At 70.6% G+C, this 17,641-nt stretch carries 14 protein-coding genes; 8 read left to right on the top strand and 6 right to left on the bottom strand.

All coding sequences use genetic code 11. The features are described 5' to 3' along the window. Window positions 1–107: 107 nt before the first annotated feature. Together IH09_RS15650 and IH09_RS15645 are read left to right on the top strand one after the other, a co-directional pair. Window positions 108–296, top strand: coding sequence for a hypothetical protein (locus IH09_RS15650; protein ID WP_190233306.1), 189 nt, complete (start codon window positions 108–110; stop codon window positions 294–296). Beyond that, on the top strand, window positions 293–1,060 hold the full coding sequence (locus IH09_RS15645; RefSeq protein WP_052856853.1) for a TSUP family transporter: 768 nt from the start codon (window positions 293–295) through the stop codon (window positions 1,058–1,060). The genes IH09_RS15650 and IH09_RS15645 overlap by 4 nt, the downstream gene beginning before the upstream one ends. Window positions 1,061–1,176: 116 nt before the next feature. Here the strand turns inward: IH09_RS15645 and IH09_RS15640 are convergent, their stop codons facing one another. Continuing rightward, window positions 1,177–2,667 (bottom strand): UbiD family decarboxylase, encoded by a 1,491-nt coding sequence (locus IH09_RS15640; RefSeq protein ID WP_052856852.1) that lies wholly within the window; start codon window positions 2,665–2,667, stop codon window positions 1,177–1,179. A 239-nt stretch (window positions 2,668–2,906) separates the two neighbouring features. On the opposite strand from IH09_RS15640, the gene IH09_RS15635 reads away from it, so the two are divergent. Next, window positions 2,907–3,782 (top strand): helix-turn-helix transcriptional regulator, encoded by an 876-nt coding sequence (locus IH09_RS15635; RefSeq protein ID WP_052856851.1) that lies wholly within the window; start codon window positions 2,907–2,909, stop codon window positions 3,780–3,782. Between the two features lie 126 nt (window positions 3,783–3,908). Here IH09_RS15635 and IH09_RS15630 read toward each other — a convergent pair whose 3' ends face one another. Next, window positions 3,909–4,559 carry a TetR/AcrR family transcriptional regulator gene (locus IH09_RS15630; RefSeq protein ID WP_052856850.1) on the bottom strand — a complete coding sequence of 217 codons (651 nt, stop codon included), beginning with the start codon at window positions 4,557–4,559 and terminating at the stop codon, window positions 3,909–3,911. Between the two features lie 87 nt (window positions 4,560–4,646). Here IH09_RS15630 and IH09_RS15625 point away from each other — a divergent pair, with 87 nt between their 5' ends. Further along, window positions 4,647–6,182: an MBL fold metallo-hydrolase gene (locus IH09_RS15625; RefSeq protein ID WP_052856849.1), complete on the top strand. Its 1,536-nt coding sequence runs from the start codon at window positions 4,647–4,649 to the stop codon at window positions 6,180–6,182. A gap of 226 nt (window positions 6,183–6,408) precedes the next feature. Here IH09_RS15625 and IH09_RS15620 read toward each other — a convergent pair whose 3' ends face one another. The 3 genes from IH09_RS15620 to IH09_RS15610 all read right to left on the bottom strand — a co-directional run bounded on the left by IH09_RS15620 (window position 6,409) and on the right by IH09_RS15610 (window position 10,671). Next, a complete protein-coding gene (locus tag IH09_RS15620) occupies window positions 6,409–7,971 on the bottom strand; it encodes an alpha/beta hydrolase (RefSeq protein ID WP_052856848.1) in 1,563 nt (520 codons plus the stop codon). A gap of 248 nt (window positions 7,972–8,219) precedes the next feature. Next, window positions 8,220–8,873 carry a response regulator transcription factor gene (locus tag IH09_RS15615; protein ID WP_052856847.1) on the bottom strand — a complete coding sequence of 218 codons (654 nt, stop codon included), beginning with the start codon at window positions 8,871–8,873 and terminating at the stop codon, window positions 8,220–8,222. Between the two features lie 88 nt (window positions 8,874–8,961). Then, window positions 8,962–10,671 carry a sensor histidine kinase gene (locus IH09_RS15610; RefSeq protein ID WP_052856933.1) on the bottom strand — a complete coding sequence of 570 codons (1,710 nt, stop codon included), beginning with the start codon at window positions 10,669–10,671 and terminating at the stop codon, window positions 8,962–8,964. A gap of 691 nt (window positions 10,672–11,362) precedes the next feature. On the opposite strand from IH09_RS15610, the gene IH09_RS15605 reads away from it, so the two are divergent. Both IH09_RS15605 and IH09_RS15600 read left to right on the top strand, forming a co-directional pair. Beyond that, window positions 11,363–12,121: a MerR family transcriptional regulator gene (locus IH09_RS15605; RefSeq protein ID WP_052856846.1), complete on the top strand. Its 759-nt coding sequence runs from the start codon at window positions 11,363–11,365 to the stop codon at window positions 12,119–12,121. A gap of 162 nt (window positions 12,122–12,283) precedes the next feature. Continuing rightward, window positions 12,284–12,922, top strand: coding sequence for a methyltransferase family protein (locus tag IH09_RS15600; RefSeq protein ID WP_052856845.1), 639 nt, complete (start codon window positions 12,284–12,286; stop codon window positions 12,920–12,922). Between the two features lie 56 nt (window positions 12,923–12,978). Here IH09_RS15600 and IH09_RS15595 read toward each other — a convergent pair whose 3' ends face one another. After that, a complete protein-coding gene (locus tag IH09_RS15595) occupies window positions 12,979–13,380 on the bottom strand; it encodes a hypothetical protein (protein ID WP_190233305.1) in 402 nt (133 codons plus the stop codon). 1,117 nt (window positions 13,381–14,497) lie between these two features. Here IH09_RS15595 and IH09_RS15590 point away from each other — a divergent pair. Together IH09_RS15590 and IH09_RS15585 are read left to right on the top strand one after the other, a co-directional pair. Beyond that, complete coding sequence (locus IH09_RS15590; protein WP_342352221.1) at window positions 14,498–15,307, top strand: streptomycin biosynthesis protein; 810 nt, start codon at window positions 14,498–14,500, stop codon at window positions 15,305–15,307. A 698-nt stretch (window positions 15,308–16,005) separates the two neighbouring features. Beyond that, window positions 16,006–17,343 (top strand): FAD-binding protein, encoded by a 1,338-nt coding sequence (locus IH09_RS15585; protein WP_052856843.1) that lies wholly within the window; start codon window positions 16,006–16,008, stop codon window positions 17,341–17,343. Window positions 17,344–17,641 lie beyond the last annotated feature (298 nt).

Here is a 17,641-nt window from a genome sequence, read left to right as displayed (position 1 = left end):
CCATGACGGCGTCCGCCCCCTCGCGGGCGTGCATCGGGCCCGGACGCCTGATTACCGCTAGGACACTTCGGCCACTCCCGAAGCGTTCCGTTTCTATGCTGTACGTCATGAACACCACATACCTCGGGGTCCCGCCCGCGGCGGCGGCCGGCGCTCGCATAGCCGTCGAGCCGGGCACCGCGTACTCCGGTACTCCGGTGCGGGTCGTCCCGATGCGGCAGCCGGACGGATCACGGCCCTCGCGCTCCGCCGCGGCGGGCGGTGGCACCGGTTCCGTGGAATCGGGCGCGGCGTGACGCTGGGGGAGATGCTCGCCGTCTTCGGGGCGGGCGCCGGGGCCGGGGCCATCAACGCCGTCGTCGGCTCCGGGACACTGATCACCTTTCCCGTTCTGCTCGCGGTCGGCCTGCCGCCCGTCACCGCCACGGTCTCCAACGCCCTCGGCCTGATCCCCGGCTCGATCAGCGGAGCCATCGGCTACCGGCGGGAACTCGGCGGCCAGCGCCGGCGCATCCTGAAGTGGGGCGCCGGCGCGCTGCTCGGCGGTCTCACGGGTGCCACGCTGCTGCTGGCCCTGCCCGCCACGGCATTCGAGAGGATCGTGCCGGTCCTGGTGGGCCTCGCTCTCGTCCTGGTCGTCCTCCAGCCCCGGATCAGCAAGAACCTGCGGCAGCGCCGCGAACTGACCGGCACCTCCGGTCCCCCCGACGGCGGACTGCCGCTGCTCATCGGACTGACCCTGGCCAGCATCTACGGCGGCTACTTCGCCGCGGCCCAGGGGATCGTCTACGTGTCCCTGATGGGCCTGCTCCTCGACGACAGCATGCAACGTCTCAACGCCGCCAAGAACGTTCTCGCCGCCGTCGTCAACAGCGTCGCCGCGCTCTTCTTCCTCGCCGTCGCGGACTTCGACTGGACGGCCGTCGCACTCCTCGCGGTCGGTTCCGCCATCGGCGGCCAGATCGGGGCCACGGTGGGCCGCCGCCTGAGTCCCGTACTCCTGCGCACCCTCATCGTGGTGGTCGGGACCGTGGGCATCGTCCAGATGCTGCTCCGCTGAGCCACCGCGGCCGGAACCGGTATCCCGGCCGGTGGCGGCTCCCGCAGCCGTGGCGGTTCCCGCGATGACCGGCCGGTGCGGTGTCCGCGGGCCGGTCGCGGGCCCGGCTGACGGTGTCAGCGGTAGCCGTAGGCACCCCAGTTGTCGATGACGTGCTGCTGGAGGGCGCGCGGGTAGGAGGTGCGGAACGAGGCGGTGGTACCGCGGGTGGTGCCCATGAACTGCTCGGGTGTCAGGCAGCTGATCACCGACTTGCCGCCGCGGCCGGTGCGGGCCTCCTCGGGGGTGAGGTAGGGGACCATGGGGATGCCGGGAGTGTCGGGGAAGCAGTACTCGGTGCCGGGGTGGTAGCGAGTGGCCAGCGCCCAGACGACCTGATCGATGTCGGTGATGTCGATGTCGTCGGCGACCAGGATGACTTTGGGCACCAGCCAGCCGGCGTGCGAGCCGAACAGCACCCTCGCCACGGCATCCACCAGTTCCGCCTCGGTGGTCCTCCTCGCCGCCAGCTCGCGGACATCGACGGAGATCACCATCCAGCAGGTGGCCGCCTCGTAGGAACACCAGGCCAGATCGACGGGCAGACCCGCGGAGCGCAGCAGGTCCAGGGCCTCCGCCGAGATCATCGTGCCCCAGATGGTGTGGTTCTCCTCCGGGGGTACGCCCGCCACGCAGACGGGCAGGACGGCATCGTCGCGGTGGGTCACCGCCTGCACATGGAAGACGGGCTGCGGTTTGCTCTGCGGGAACAGGTATCCGTGGTACTCGCCCATCGGCCCCTCCGGCGCCGTCTCGTCCGTGCTGATGTACCCCTCCAGCACGATCTCCGAATGGGCGGGCACATAGAGGCCGTTGGTCTCGGTCCGGACGACCTCGACGGGGCCGCCCGCGAGCGCCCCGACGTAGCCGTCCTCGCTGACGTGGGCGGGCAACGGCATACCGGCGGCGGCCAGGGCGGCGGGGGGTGCGCCCAGCGCCATGGCCCACGGGGTGGGCTCGCCCCGTTCCCGCCACATCTCGCGGATCATGCCGAGGTGCTGCTGCGGCATCGCCGGGCCGACCAGCGTGGTGCGGTCGCGCAGCATGGTGCGTCCGACGGACCAGTTGGTCCAACTGCCGTCGGGGCTCCGCACGATGTGGAATCCGTACGTGCCCAGGTACCGGCCGCCGTCGCCCTGGTGCAGCAACGGGACGGGGAACCGCTCCAGATCGACGTCGTCGCCGCGGCGGATGTTCTCCTTGCAGGGACCGTCGGCGACGACGACCGGTGGCACGGGTACCGCGTGCAGGGCGGAGACCAGCTTCTCCAGAATGTCCCTCGGGCCACTGTGGCGCTCCAGCCCGAAGTGCGCGGCGAGCCTGCCGTACGTGCCCCGGTCCGCGGCGCCCAGCCCGGCCGGGGCGCCGAGGATCCGGAATCCAGTGGCGCCGCCGGTGAGGGTGGTGAACAGGGGCGCGGGCGAACGGGTCTCGTAGGCCCGCCGGGTGACCGCCCCGACTTCGAGTTCAGGGTCGACGGGCCGGGCGATCGGTACGGCGTCGCCGGCGGCGAGCAGTCCGTCAAGGAAGTCCCGGAAACTGAGTGCCGGGTGGTGGTGCGGGGCCATGAGGTCTCCTCGTCGTGGTGGGGCGGTCCGGGCGTGCGATGGGCGCGGTCGGTGCAGTGGATGCGGGGGTTGTGCCGATGCGCGGTTCGCGTGGCTGTGGCCGGTGCGGGTCAACGGGCGCGCGTAGCGGGGCCCCCTGTCGGCGCCGCTGACCTGCGCCGTGACTCCACGCTAGGCTCGACGCCGCGTCCCGCTCGGGTGAAAAACCGCCGGACTCTGTGCAAAAGGAGACGCGTCGTATGGGGAGCGTCCCGGAGGTCCCGTTCCCGGACACGCCTGGCAGCCTGCCCGGCGTGGAAGTCCTCGGACTGTCGAGGCTGGTCACACGTATCGGCCGCCGCACCGACGGCGGATATGGTCCCGTCCGGCCCGCCTTCCATCTGGTGATCTCCGTACGAGCGGGACTCCTGCCCTGCTCGGTGGACTCCACCGAATGCGTCGCGCCCGGCGGAAGCTGGCTGTGGGTGCGGCCGGGGCAGGTGCTCCGGTTCCGGTCCGGCGCCCTGGACGCGGAGGGGGCGGCGGTCCTCTTCCAGGCCAATGTGCTCGGCCCGGACGCCGTCGCCGCCGTCGGTCTCGACCAGCGTGCCTGGCGCCTGCCCGTCACCCTCCCGCCGCCGGCCGACGCGCCGGTGCGGCAGACCCTCGCGATGCTGGAGACGGAGCAACGCCGCCTGGGCTCACTGCCCGTCGACGTGCACGCCGGGATCATGCGCCACCTGCTCGCCGTCCTGCTGATGCGCCTGACCCACCTACCGGACGACCCCCGCGCCCGCGCGGCGGGAAGTGAGGCGTTCCACTGCTTCCACCAGGCGGTGGAGAACGGCTTCACCCGCAGCCACCGGGTGGCGGACTATGCGAGGTGCCTCGGCTACAGCGTCCGGACCCTGAGCCGGGCCACCCGGGCCGCGGTCGGACACGGCGCCAAGCGGCTCATCGACGACCGCGTACTGCTGGAGGCCAAGCGGATGCTGCTGCATACCGCCCTGCCCGCGAGCCGCATCGCGGAACGGCTCGGATTCCCCCACGCGACGGCCTTCACCAGGTTCTTCCGCGAACGCACGGGCCGGACGCCGACCGCCTTCCGGCTGCACGCCAATCGCACGCAGGACTGACCGGACCGGCGTCGGTGCCCTGTCCGGCGTCCGCCGGGTCCGAGGTCCTCAATACCCCGTGGTGTGCTGCCTGTTGCGGCCGGCCGGGGGAGGCGAGGATCGGTCATCGGCCCTGCTGCCGTCACGTCAACTCGCGCCGGAACGGCGGGAATTGGCGGCGCCACGGGCCGTGAAACCCTCCGCGAGCACGGCGAGCCTGGTCAGCAGGGCCTCGGTGAGCGAGTACGCGCCGTCGCCGCTCAGCCAGCGGCTCAGGGCGGTCACATAACCGTCGAAGACCATATCGGCGAGCGTCCCGGGATCGAGGTCGCCGCGGATCTCGCCGCGCTGCTGACCGCGGGTGACAACGGCGAGGATCGCATGGGGTGTGGCGGCCCCGAGGCCGAAGGCGGCGTGCAGTACTCCACCGTCGTGCAGCTCCTTGGCCAGCGCGTAATCCCGCTCGTTGAGTTCCGCGAGTGCGCGCAGTTCGTCCGCCAGTGCCTCGACGGCGGACTTCCCCGTGGCGGACGCGTCCGCCGCCGCCTGCCGGTCCAGCCGCTCGTGCCGCCCCTGGACCCAGGCGGTCACGAAGTCCTCCTTGCGGCGGAAGTGGTTGAACGCGGTCTGGCGGCCCACATCGGCGCGCTCGGCGATGTGCTCATAGGTGGTGGCCGCGTACCCCTGGGCGGCGAACAGTTCGAGGGCCGCGGTCAGCAGCCGCTCCCGTGTCGCGTTGCGGCGCCGTTCGCGGCGGTCCTGCGGTTCTCCCGCGTCCTGCGGTGTCGTCGACCTCACACCGTGAGTGTACTTGGGTCCAATCGATACTTGAGTATACATTGGTACTCAAGTACATCCGAGTGCATCTATCGAGGAGGTCAAGCGATGGCCGTCCCCTTCACCCCGGGTCTGCACGAGATCGCCGCAGACACCTACGCCTACCTGCAGCCCAACGGTTCCTGGGGGTTCAGCAACGCCGGGCTGATCGTCTCCGGCGACGAAGGGCTGCTCGTCGACACCCTGTTCTCCGTCCCGCAGACCCGCGACATGCTGGACGCGATGGCGCGGGCACTGCCCCGGCTCACGATCGGCACGCTGGTCAACAGCCACAGCGACGGCGATCACTGGTGGGGCAACCAACTGCTCCCGGACGCCACGATCCTCGCCTCCGAGGCCGCCGCGGCCGCCATGCGCCGCGACCGGCTCCACGAACTGTTCGCCGCGCCCGGCGCGGTCCGGCTCCCGCGGGTCGCCGAGGACATGCGCAAGACCTTCGACTTCACCGGCATCACCCCGACGCTGCCGACCCGGACCTTCAGCGGCGAGCTGGAGGTGGCGGTGGGCCGGCGTACGGTCCGGCTGATCGAGGTCGGCCCGGCCCACACCGCCGGGGACGTGCTGGTCCATGTCCCGGACGCCGCCACGCTGTTCACCGGGGACATCCTGTTCGTCGGCGGCCACCCGGTGATCCACAGCGGCCCGGTGGAGAACTGGATCACCGCCTGCGATCTGATCCTCTGCCTGGACGTCGAAACGATCGTGCCCGGACACGGCCCGGTCGTCGGCAAGCGCGAGGTCCGCACCTTCCGCGACTACCTCGAACGCGTCCGCGACCACGCTGTCCGTGCCCACGGGGCGGGCGTATCCGTGATACAGGCCGCCCGGGAAATGGACCTGGACACCATCGCCGACTGGGACGACCCCGAACGCCTGGTGCTCAACATCGGCGCCATCTACCGCGAACTCAACGGCGACGGTACGCCGGGGGAGGAGGAGCTGATGGGCCTCCTCGACCAGTACGCCGCGCCGAGCCCCGCCGCTCCGGCCCTGCGCGTCGTGCCGCGCCCCGCCGACACCCCGCGCATCGCGCCACGGCCCGCGTCCGAGATCGCCAACCTGGCCCCACGCCTGGCAGGCCCCGCAGCGCAGCTCCTCGCGGACGGCGCCGGGCCGCTGGCGGGCCGCCCGGTGCTCAACGTCCTGGCGACCATCGGCAACCACCCCGACCTGCTGGTCGCCCTGGTACCCCTGCTCACCCAGCTCGGCCAGGGACTCATCCCGCCCCGCCAGCGGGAACTGGTGATCCTCCGGACCGCCCACCGCACCGGCTCGCCCTACGAGTGGCAGCACCACGTCCGCCTGGGCGCCGCCGCCGGCCTCACCGAGTCCGAGATCGCCCGCATCCCTGACGGGCCGGACAGCCCCGGCTTCGACGGAGCCGACCGGGCGCTGCTGCGGGCCGTCGACGAACTGTGCGAGGGGCACGCACTCTCCTCCGCCACCTGGCAGGAACTGGCCACCCACCACTCCACACCGCAACTGCTGGAACTGCTCGCCCTCATCGGCACCTACGCACTGATCGCCGGCATTCTCAACTCCTGCCGAGTCCCGCTCGACGACTGGCTCGCCCCGTCCGCGTAGGCCGGGACGGCCGACCCGGACGGCGCAGCCGGCCGACCGCGCCCACCCTCCGCCGACCGGCGGGCATCGAGCGCCTTGCGGGCTCGGCGGGGGGTGAACAGGCAGGGTCGGGGCCGAGTTCGGGTCCGGGTCCGGCGGGGATCGGCTCCCGGGGTTAAGAAACCCGTGGGCGGCGGCAACGGCGTCACCGGATCGGTGTGCGCGGGCCCGTCGCGCTACCCCGTGGTCATGAGCAGACGGTTCCGTCCGACGGGACCTTGCCGTGCAGCAGGTGCTCGTTCACGGCCTTGGTGGCGCACGGGTTGACGCCGTACGTGCCATGGCCCTCGCCCTTGACGGTGAGCAGCACGCCCACGCCCTTTCCGAGCTCCTCGGCCATCTTCCGCGCGCCCTCGACGGGGGTCGCCGGGTCGCCCGCGTTTCCGATGACGACGATGGGGTCGGCGCCCGGTGCCGACACCTGCGGGGTGTCGCTCTTGCCGGTGACCGGCCAGCCGGTACAGCTCAGCAGGCCCTTGGCGGCCGGCTCACCGAAGACCGGTGACGCCTTGCGGAACTCCGGCAGTCTGGCCGCCACATCCTGGGGAGTGGGGCGCCGCTTGGTGTCGGCACAGTTGATCGCGGTGTTGGCCGCCTGCATGGTGCTGTAGTGCCCCCGGTCGTCACGGCCGCTGAGGACGTCGGCCATCGTCAGGAGGTTGTCGCCGCTGCCCTGCTCCGCGTCGGAGAGCGATATCGACAGGCTCGGCCACAACTCATCGGAGTACAGCATCTGGGCGATGCCGTTGACGGCCTCCTCCTGGGTGAGCTTGCGCCCGCTCGTGGTCGGCAGCGGCTGCTCGCCGGTCTTCACCAGCAGCTCGGCGATCCGCCGGTGCCCGTCCTCGGGGCTCCGGTACGGGCAGGTGCCGGGCGTCTTCGCGCAGTCCGCCAGATAGTTGTCCAGTGCCAGCTGGAAGCCCTTCGCCTGGCCCAGTGACTCTTGTACCAAGTCCTTGGCCGGGTCGACGACGGCGTCCAGGACGGTGCGTCCCACCTTCTTGGGGAACAGGTGGGCGTAGACGCCGCCCAGTTCGGTTCCGTAGGAGATGCCGAAGTAATGGAGCTTGGCATCGCCCAGGACCTGGCGCATCAGGTCCAGGTCGCGGGCGGCGCTCTCGGTACCGACGTGCGGCAGCACCTTCCCGGACTTCTTCGCGCAGGCCGCCGCGGTCCTCTTGTTCTCCTCGGCCGTCTCGGTCAGGTCGTGTGTCCTGGCGCGCCGCTCGTCGGTCTCCTTGTCGCTCAGGCACGTCACGCCCGCGCTGTTACCGACGCCCCGCGGGTCGAAGCTGACCAGGTCGTAGCGCGAGCGCAGGGACTGGGCGGCGTCGTAGTCCGGTAGCGTGGCCACGCCCGATGCGCCCGGCCCGCCGAAGTTGAAGACCAGCGAGCCGATCCGCTTGCCGCCGCCCACGGCCTTGGCGCGGATCATCGCCAGATCGATGGTGTCGCCGTCGGGCCTGGCGTAGTCCAGGGGCGCCTTCATGGTCGCGCACTCCCATGCCGTACCGTCCGGCAGCTTGCCGGGCGCCTTGCCGTCGCCGCCCTGGGCGATGGACGGCGCCGGGCAGGGCTGCCAGTCGGGCTTCTGGGAGGTGAGCGCGGTGGGCAGCGCGGTGGCCGTCAACGCGGGGGACGTTCGGAGGCCGGTGCCGTCCTTGTCGCCGCTACAGGCGGTGGTACCGACGGCGAGCAGCAGGGAGGCGGAGAGCAGTGAGGCGGTGCGAAGAGCGATAAATCTGGACATGCCTGTCTCTGGTGTTGTCTGGTGTTGTCTGGTGTTCACGTGAACCTTTGGCGGCCGGGGCACGGTGGACGCGCGGCAAGGTGGACGCGCGGTGCCTCCGGGCAGTACCGGCTTCTGCCCGGCGGCTGAACGGCCGTCACCCCGGGGCGGACCGCGCCGTAATCAAAAGCAGCAGGCATGAAGGTCACAGACCGGGAGCCGCCCGCGGCGCGCTCCGCGGCCACGTCATCGAGTGGTGCGGTCAGTGGTCAGGTCCCCAGGCCGGCGTCCCGTGCCAGCAGTGCGGCCTGTACCCGGTTCTCGCACTCCAGCTTGGCCAGGATCCGGCTCACATACGTCTTGACCGTGGCCTCGCTCATATGGATCCGCTGACCGGCGTCCGCGTTGGACAGGCCCTCACCCAGCAGCGCCAGGACCTCCAGCTCGCGGTCCGTCAGCGTCTCCAGCCGCCGGCGGGCCTGCTCGGCACGGTGCGCGCTCCGGCCGGACGCCAACGAGTCCACGACATGGCGGGTGGCGCCCGGCGACAAGTACGCGTCGCCGGCCGCGGCAGCCCGTACCGCGCGCATGAGCTCCGCGGGCGCCGAGTCCTTGAGCAGAAAGCCCGCACTGCCCCCGGTCAGGGCGCGCAGCACGTTCTGCTGCTCCCCGAACGTCGTCAGGATCAGCACCCGCGTGTCAGGGACGGTCCGATGCAGCTCGGTCAGGGCCGTCAGTCCGTCCATGACAGGCATCTGGATGTCGAGCAGCACGACATCTACGTGCCGGGACCGGGCCAGCTCGACCGCCTCACGGCCGTTGGCTGCCTCCGCGACGACGTCGATGTCGTCGGCGGAGGAGAGAATCATTCTGATGCCCGCCCGAATGAGCGGCTCGTCATCTGTGACGAGAACCCTGATCACGACTCTCCTGCGCGGTCTTGAGCGGTCATACCTGCGGCCACCGACCATCATCCCCGACCGAGCGACCGGGTCTGCACAGCGCCGGTCCTCAGGTCGTGACCTCGAAGGACTTCTTCTCGATCAACTTGCCGTCCTTGAAGCAGAACCGGAAGACCGGCTCCTTGCGCCAATTGTCGCCGACCTCCGTGGAATTCAGGCTGAGGCACTTCGCCCCCTCGGGCACGGGCGGCGCGCCCTTGTCCAGGCCCTCGGTCAGGATGGATTCCCCCTGGGGCAACTGCTTGCGGACCTCCGCCTCGGACTGGCCCACCTGCACCGCGTCGTACTGCTTCGGCTTGATCATGGCCTTGTCCGCCTCACGCATGAGGAAGATCCCCCCGACGACCGCGGCGATCACCAGCAGCAGGGCGATCAGTGCCACCACCCCGCAGCCAACGGCTATCCCGCTGCTTCTCTTGTTCCTGCTCACTGCCCTGGCCAGCTCCTTCGGCAGACCGATCCGGTCGATGACGGGATCACCCTCGCCCAGGGAGCCCGCCGGGATCTGCTGCCGAAAGTCGCCCGTGGGATCAACGAACGTCGCCGCCGCGTCACCGGGCACGGGGCTCGGGGCACCGCCCTCCGGCGAGGTGTACGGCAGCACGCCCGCCAGCCGGAAGCCGCCGTTCGCCGTCGGGCTCGCGTGCACCATGCCCCCGACGAGCCGGGTCCGCTCACCGAGCCCGGTCAGACCCTGACCGCCGCTCACCACACTCCGGCCGTTGTCCGCCGCCCCGGTCGCGGGGCCGTTGGCGACCTCCACGATCAGCGAGTCCGGCTCGAACCGCAGCTCGATGGCGATCGGGGCGCCCGGGGCGTGCTTGTGGGCGTTGGTCAGGCCCTCCTGGGCGATGCGGTACGCCGCGTGATCGGCGGTCGGGGCGAGCGGGCGCGGTTCGCCGGAGCGCCGCAGCTCCACGGCCGTACCCGCGCTCCGGGACGCTTCCACCAGGCCCTCGATACCGGCCACCCCGCGCGACGGCACCGTGGCGTCTTCCACCCCGGCAGCCGCAAGACCCGCGGTGGTGCCCTCTTGGCCCGGGGCCGGTGTGCCGTCCCGCAGCACCCCCACCACCTCGCGCAGCTCGTGCATCGCGGCCACCGACGCCTCGCGCAGCACCCCCACCGCCTCCCGCTGCCGCCCGGTCAGCTCGCGGTCCACCTCCAGCGCGCCCGTGTGCACCGAGATGAGCGCCAGCTGATGGCCGAGGCTGTCGTGCATGTCCTGCGCGATGCGCTGACGCTCCCGCATCCGGGCCTGCCCGGCGATCATCGCGCGCTCGCGCAGCAGCTGGGCGTTGTACTCCCGGAGCGTGTCGGTCAGCGTACGGCGCTGCGACCAATAGCGGCCGGCGAGGCCGGGCACGATGATCACGACCAGCAGTCCCAGGGCGCCGAAGACCAGGTACGACAGTGAGAAGTGCGGCAGGTCCTGCACGACTCCCAGGCCGAAGGTGAGGACATACACCAGGCCGAAGACGCCGGCCGCTTTGCCGACCCCGTCGATCCGCCGCCCCGCCGACCAGGCGGCGACGAAGACCAGCGGAGCGATACCGTCGAACGGAACGGAACAGACGGCGGTCACCAGCAGCACGGTCGCGGGCAGCACCCGGCGCAGCAGCGACAGCACTCCGGCCGCCAGCCCGACGGCGACGGTCGGTACCGCGCCGCCGTGGACCAGGGCCTGGGCACCTGCTCCCAGCAGCCCGAACATCACGCTCAGCAGCGATTCGCCCACGATGCGCCGGGCAGGCCACATGCCGGGGGCGAAGAGAGCCCTGGCCGGGGCGGCCAGCCGCCGGGGCACCGAACGCAGCCTCGCCGCCAGTGCCAGGCGGGCCGATGTTCCAGGGGCCGTAGATTCCACACGAGTCACCCGGCCACGTTAAGCGGCTCAACCGGCCACCGCACCGGCCATTCGTCGCGACGGCCGACGACGAAAGTCGCACCTGGTGCGGCGGCCCGGCACACGATCCGCGGGGCACGGCCCAGGACACCGGATGCTCCGGCTTTCCGGGACCGCTACGACGAAGCCCGCGCCGCCCTCGGGGCGGCACCTTCCCGGCCGGCAGGAACGTGAGGACGAGAATCGCGGTCGGCGGGCACGCCTGGACGACCCCGGGGCGACGTCCCGGATCGAGAACGTGTCGGCGGCGAGGCCGGCGAGCTCGAACCAGCCGGAGGACGATCAGCGACTCGATGCCCGGTGCCGGCGCGCACAGCAGCCAGGCGGTGGTGAAGGCGGCCGGGCCGGACAGGAACATACGACGCCGCCCACAGCGGTCACCGAGCCGGCCGCCGATGCGGGTGCCCGGCAGCAGGCGGGTGACGCGCGGGCTCGGCGGGCGGCGGGCGCGGCCCCCGGTTCCGGCTTGCGGTTTCCGCTGCGTCAACTCCTACGGTCGTGTGTGGGGCCGGAGAGACCGGCCCGGCGAGGGGAGGCACCGGCCATGGCCTGGTCGATCGCGGAGGTGGCCCGGATGTCCGGGGTGACGTCCCGGACGCTGCGGCATTACGACGAGATCGGTCTGCTGCCGCCGGCGCGGATCGGAAGCAACGGGCACCGCTACTACGAGGAGGCGGACCTGCTGCGGCTGCAACAGATCCTGCTGATGCGGGAGCTGGACCTGGGGCTGCGCGAGATCCGGGCGGTTCTGGACCGTCAGGTCGACCGGGTGGCCGTGCTGCGCGAGCACCACCAGCGGCTGCTGGGGGAGCGGGACCGGCTGGCGACGCTGGTCCGCACCGTCGGGCGCACCATCGCCGAACTGGAGGAAGGCAAGGACGACGACATGGCAAAAATCAACAGGCCGGAGAACCTCTTCGAGGGCTTCGATCCTTCCCCGGCCGACGCCGAGGTGCGCGAGCGGTGGCCGAAGGCGTGGGCGCAGTCCCGGCAGGCCATCGAGACGATGACCACCGAGGACCAGGAACAGTGGCAGCGGGAGGTGACGGCACAGATGATCCGCTTCGCGGAGTTCATGACGGCCGGCACACCGGTCACCGATCCCGCGGTGCAGGCCGAAGTGGACGCCCACTACCAGGGCGTCTGCCGGTTCTGGACCCCGAACACGATCGCCTACAAGGGACTGGGCCAGACCTACGTCGACGACCCGGCGTTCCGCGCGAACTACGACAAGATCGCCGACGGGCTGGCCGTCTACCAGCGCGACGCGATGGGCGTCTACGCCGATGCACGGCTGAGCTGACCGACGGCCCACACTGCCGGGGGCCTCGGCCCCCGGCATCACGCACCCCTCGCCGGCCCGGTGACACGGCGCCCCGCCCGCAGGGTCTCCACTCGTGGGTGGTCCTTCGATTCCACCCGTGGGTGGTGGCGGTCCGCTCCGCGCGCGGAGCAGCCTGGGGGCATGGACTTACTGCACTCCGTACTCGTCGGACTCACCAATATCTGCGTCCTGATCTTCCTCGTGGCCTGGGTTGCGGGCGCCGTCTACTTCGGCGTGCGCAACGAGGCCGGTCTGCGGGGCTGGCTACGCAGCCAGCGCCGGGCCATGCCCCGCCAGACAACTGTGGTCGCGGGCGTCGTTGTGCTCTTCGTGCTGATCGGGCGCGTCCCGCATTCCTTCTGGCCCCACCTTCAGTACTGGCAGCCCGAACTCGCACTCCTCGGTGCCCTGCTCGTGCTCGCCTCCACCGCCCTGCTGCTCTGGGCCCGCTGGGTCCTGGGCACCATGTGGGCCGGCATCCCCATGCTCCAGGAGCATCACGAGCTGCGCACCGACGGTCCCTACCAGCTGGTCCGTCACCCCATCTACACGGGTCTCCTCGGCCTGATCACCGGAGCCATGCTGGCCTGCGGATTCGGCCCGTGGATCATCTACCTGGCGGTCGCCGTCCCCTGGCTGCTGCGCCGGGTGAAGGTCGAAAACGGCATGATGGCCAGTCAGTTCGGCGCCTCCTACGAGACCTACCGCGCCCGCGTCCCGGCGCTGATCCCCTGGACCCGCCCTGCCATGGCCCGCCCCCGCCGGGCCGGCACTCGCTAGCCGAAGGCGGGTACGGGTCCGCCCGGCCTGCAGGGCTCCAGCCACATGCCTGGATGTCAAGGAGTGTGCACCGGAGTGGTGTCGTAGGAGTGCAGACGAGTTCCGTCCGAGCCGTACAGGTTGAGCAGGTAGCCCTGATGGAGGCGGCCTCCTTCCCGCGTCAGGAAGGAGGCCATACCCGTGGCGACGTCGTCGAAATTCTTGTAGTAGGTCTTCCGGTGAGTCCACACGGTCAGCACGAGTACGCCCTCGCGGTCCTTCGCGCTGCGGATGCCGTATACGTCGGCGGCTCCTCCGGCCTCGCGGTAGCGGTCGGCCAGTTCCTTGGCGGCCGGCAGGGGAGTCGCGGTGATGACCGGAGGGCCCGTGGGAGTCGACTCGGGGTCGCCGCCCGCGCCACATCCCGTCAGCACAACGGCGGCCGCGAGAAAGAGAACCGGCAGGATTATTCGTCTCATCGCGCCGGGGTTCCCGGCCCTACGGCGCCAGGACGGCAGCGAAGGGCCGGCAACCGCCCCAGCACCTTGTCCGGAGGTCTCGTGCCAGGTGCGGATACTGCGCACCATTTCGTCTGCCACGGGGGCGGCTTCTCCTTCGATAGACGATCTTCCCCGCACCATCCGAGCTGACGACACCGAACAACTCCTCGGCCGGGGTGCTCACGCGTACACGTGACCGGACATGTCCGATCGTCCGCCACCGCCTTGACGGTCGATGAACGTCCCGTTCCCGGCGATGCGGTCGTCGGAACCGCGCGCGAAGCTCCCGGCCCGCCCTCGCCATCGCGCCCAGGAAAGATCATCGGGCGCCCACCGACGCCCTTGCCGCCGAAGGCGGATGGGGCAGTTTTCCGCCACCGCGCCACACCCATCCCGCCCCGGCATTCCCACGCCAGAAACCAGCCCGAACAACGCGTGACCAGTCGAAACGCCTACCGAACCGTGGGAGATGGGTGAAACCTGTGATCGGCACGACTATTCTCAAATTATCCCCACAATGCCTCGGACCACCCGATACGGCAGCGTTGTCAAGCTCGTGCACGCCCTTGTCGAAAAATCACCGTCGCCCCAGCTCACACCCGACGCGCACCCCAACCGGCAGCCGTGGCGGGACATCATCGGGCCGTTCCGGGTTCCCCTCGGGGAAAATGGCCGATCTCGTGCTATGGCCGAACTTTTGCCTTGTTATTCGGTGTTGTTGACGAAACGATTGTTGCTCAAAGTAAGCTCTGTGAATCCGATAGCCGCTTGAGCCGAGAGTGGCTCGGGTCAGGTCGAGAGTGCTTCTGTTCCGCTTCGTGACGGGTCCGGCAAGTGACAACATCATCGACCGAGAGGCTCCCCGGTGGCTGAAACAGTTCGGGCCGATTCACCTCTGAAGAGCAGTTACAGAAACGTTCCTGCTGCTGAGGTCCAGGGGAGCGGCCTATCGGTCGGGCAACGGACCACTCGTATAGCGATCAGCTCGCTGCTGGCGGCCGACTCGCCTCGCAGCGCCGGAGAGAACGCCGAGCACATCCGCTTGCTGGCCGATTCCGGAGCTCGGCTGCCACCCATCGTCGTACAGCGCTCGACCATGCGCGTCATCGACGGGATGCACCGGCTGCGGGCCGCCGCGCTCCGCGGCGAGACCGAGATCGAGGTGCGGTTCTTCGACGGAGCGGAGGAGGACTCCTTCCTCCTCGCGGTCAGGTCCAATATCGCCCACGGACTGCCGCTGTCCCAGGAGGAGCGCGCCGCGGCCGCCCAACGCATCATCCGTTCCCATGCCCAGTGGTCCAACCAGGCGATCGGCGAGGTCACCGGGCTGGACGCGAAGACGATTGCGGCATTGCGACGAGACGCCAAGGACGTACCGCAGCTGGACGCCCGGATCGGCAGGGACGGACGGGTACGGCCCGTCGACGGGGCCCAAGGGCGCAGGCTGGCCGGCGAATTGATGGCCGAACAGCCGGACGCGCCGCTGCGCAAGATCGCACATGCGGCAGGGGTGTCGCTGGGCACCGCCTCCGACGTGCGCCGGCGGATCCGCAACGGCCAGGACCCGGTCCCGGCCGGACGGCAGAAGGCCGACCCGCAGCCACCGGCCCGGTACGCCGCGTCGGAGGACCGAAGCGGTACGACCGCTCCGCGGACCGCGGAGCAGAACCGGCGCATCCTGCTGCAGAAACTGCGCAAGGACCCCTCACTGCGTTGCAATGAGGCCGGGCGCGCCCTGCTGCGCTGGCTGGAGGTTCAGGCGGTGGAGGGCGAGGACTGGGAGCGGCTGCTGGACAGCGTGCCGATGCACTGTGCGGCAACCATCGTGGAACTGGCGCGGGGCTGTTCCGGGGTCTGGCAGGATTTCGCCGCGCAACTGGAACGGCGTGGACGGGCAAGTGCGTGACACGCGCGAAGATCGGATCCCCGCGGTGACGTAGTACGAGATCCCAGGCCAAGCTTCCGGGGCGCGCCTACGGAAAGCCGGCCCCGTACGTCCCCATGAGGCCGGCGGAGAGGCGCCGGCGGCCGAGACGGACTCCTTGCCCGAGGCGGCCAGGGCATATGGGCCGGCTCCGGAACAGCGACTTCCGGACCGCGTCGCACAGTAGGTGGCTGCAACGGGCGGCGGTGTTCAACCCAGGAAATTCCTTGGTTGAACACAGGTGGAGCGGGCGGGTGCGGTGCGCACGTACGGGGACTTGTACGTGCGGGGGAACGAACGGGGATTGGCTGCCGGGTGACAAGGGGAGGTTTCCGCGGGAATTCCGGGGTCGGCGGCACACCGATGTCGGGGGTGCCGAAAGGGACGCACCTGGGTCGGTAATCCACGTAACACCCCCATGCTGCCTGCTTAGCGGGAAACACACGACGCGCCGAGACGGAGAAAGACCTGACGGTGTCGTACTGAGAAGCCGGCGTCGGTGTCTTCCTGACCCCCGACCTTGCCCGGACTCAGGTGTGTGCTCGACACTTCTCGACGCTCTCCCTCGTCACACCGGGATCCACCGGTGAAGACACTGGAATGAGAAAGCCCTCCACAAGTGCACCCGCGCCACAGCGGCACGCCGGAAGTGCCTTGGGACAAGGAAATGAGGCTGAACTGTGCTGGATACGGCGGTAATCGGGTCGGGTATGGCGGGGACGGCGGTGGCCACCGAACTGGAACGACTGGGCCGCGAGTACATCGTGCTGGAGGCAGGCCCGCACCAGGGGCGTGCGCACATCGCCGCGGACGAGGGCTCCGCCCACCTGGCCGACCCGGCGCAGGATCCGGCCTTCACCCCGTTCCTCGCGCAGCCCGGGACGCCGTACGGCCCGCTGTCGGGGTACCGGCGACGCGTCGGCGGGCGGAGCCTGTACTGGCGCGGGATCTGCCTGCGCATCGAGGACGACGCGCTGCGCGAGTGGCCGGCCGAGGTACGGCGCGCCCTGCTGGGAACGGACGGCGAACCGGGGCTCTACGCCCGAACCGAGGCGGCCCTGAGGGCGTGGTCCGGCGGAACCCGGCTCACACAGGCCCGCACCGAAACAGAGGAGGCGATGGCGAAGGAGCTGGCCGGGCTCGGATACCCGGCCGTTCCGACCCCGCGGGCCATACGGACGCTGGGCCAGGGCCGTTGGGAGGCGTACTCCCCGGTCACCGGCCTGCCGTCCGAGCGCATCCGCACGGGGCACCGCGTCAGCGCGGTGCGGAAGCGGGCCGAAGGCGGCTACTCGCTGATCCTCGACGACGGGGACGGGCCCGCACTCGATGCCCGGCACATCGTCCTGTGCGCGGGCACCGTCGGCAATATCGAGCTCGTCGACGGACTGGTGCACGGGCAGCACCGGGAGCCGCGGCGGTACTCCCTCGTCGACCACGTGGCCTGCGGCATGCTCGTCGTGGAGGACGGTCGGCACGGGGCGATGGAGTCCTCGGTGCACGCGGGGTTCGACGCGCCGTCCCGCTCCAATCTGATAGTCGAGCGCCAACGGCACGGCAGCGGTGTCCTCATGGACGCCTGGGCCATGGGGGAGCAGCCGCCGGAGGCGGCGTCCACCGTCCTGGTCGGTGACCGGACGAGCATCGTCCTGGAGCCCCCGGCCCTTGCCGCTCTCGACGAGGTGCGCCGGGAACAGCGCAATCTGCTCAGGGAATTCGCCAGGCGCACAGGACTCAAGGCGCGCTTCCGTGAGGAGTACGTCTCGTTCGACGAAGCCCTGGCCCAGGCCGAGGCGCAACCGGGCACCGCCGTGGTCTACGACGCGACGATCGGGGAACTCGACCACGAGAGCGGGGGGTTGCCGCTGGACGGGGAGCACGTAGACGTCGCAGGACACCTTCGGGAGGCCCCTGGTGTGGCCGTCGCCGGCCCGTGCCTCATCCCCCGGGCGGGAGCGGCCAACCCGAGCCTCACCACGCTGGCTCTGGCGCGGTACGTCGTCCAGCACATGAGCTGAGCGCCCCCCGGTGCCGCGCTCACCGGGCCGGGGTGTCCGGGGGCGGGATCGTGCCCACTGCCGGCTGCCGGCTGCGTGACCGTGGGCAGAGGCGCTGCCCACGGTCAGGACAACCCTTCGGAGAGCGGTCGCCGGCGGTCTCGTGTCCCGGATGAGCCCGCCGGGTACGGCACGTCGCTTCTCTCAGCAGCAATGGCTTTCCTTCAGAGCCTTAGTTTTTCGGCTCACGCATTGCAGGATCATCCGAGCCTCTTGAGGAGAATGTCGTACCGTAGGCGCGCTCTTCGGGTTGGCGGGG

The organism is Streptomyces celluloflavus, from assembly GCA_000720995.1.
GTDB lineage: Bacteria > Actinomycetota > Actinomycetes > Streptomycetales > Streptomycetaceae > Streptomyces > Streptomyces celluloflavus.
The sequence above is the reverse complement of the archived record's forward strand: the minus strand, read 5'-3'. Positions and strand labels throughout refer to the sequence as shown.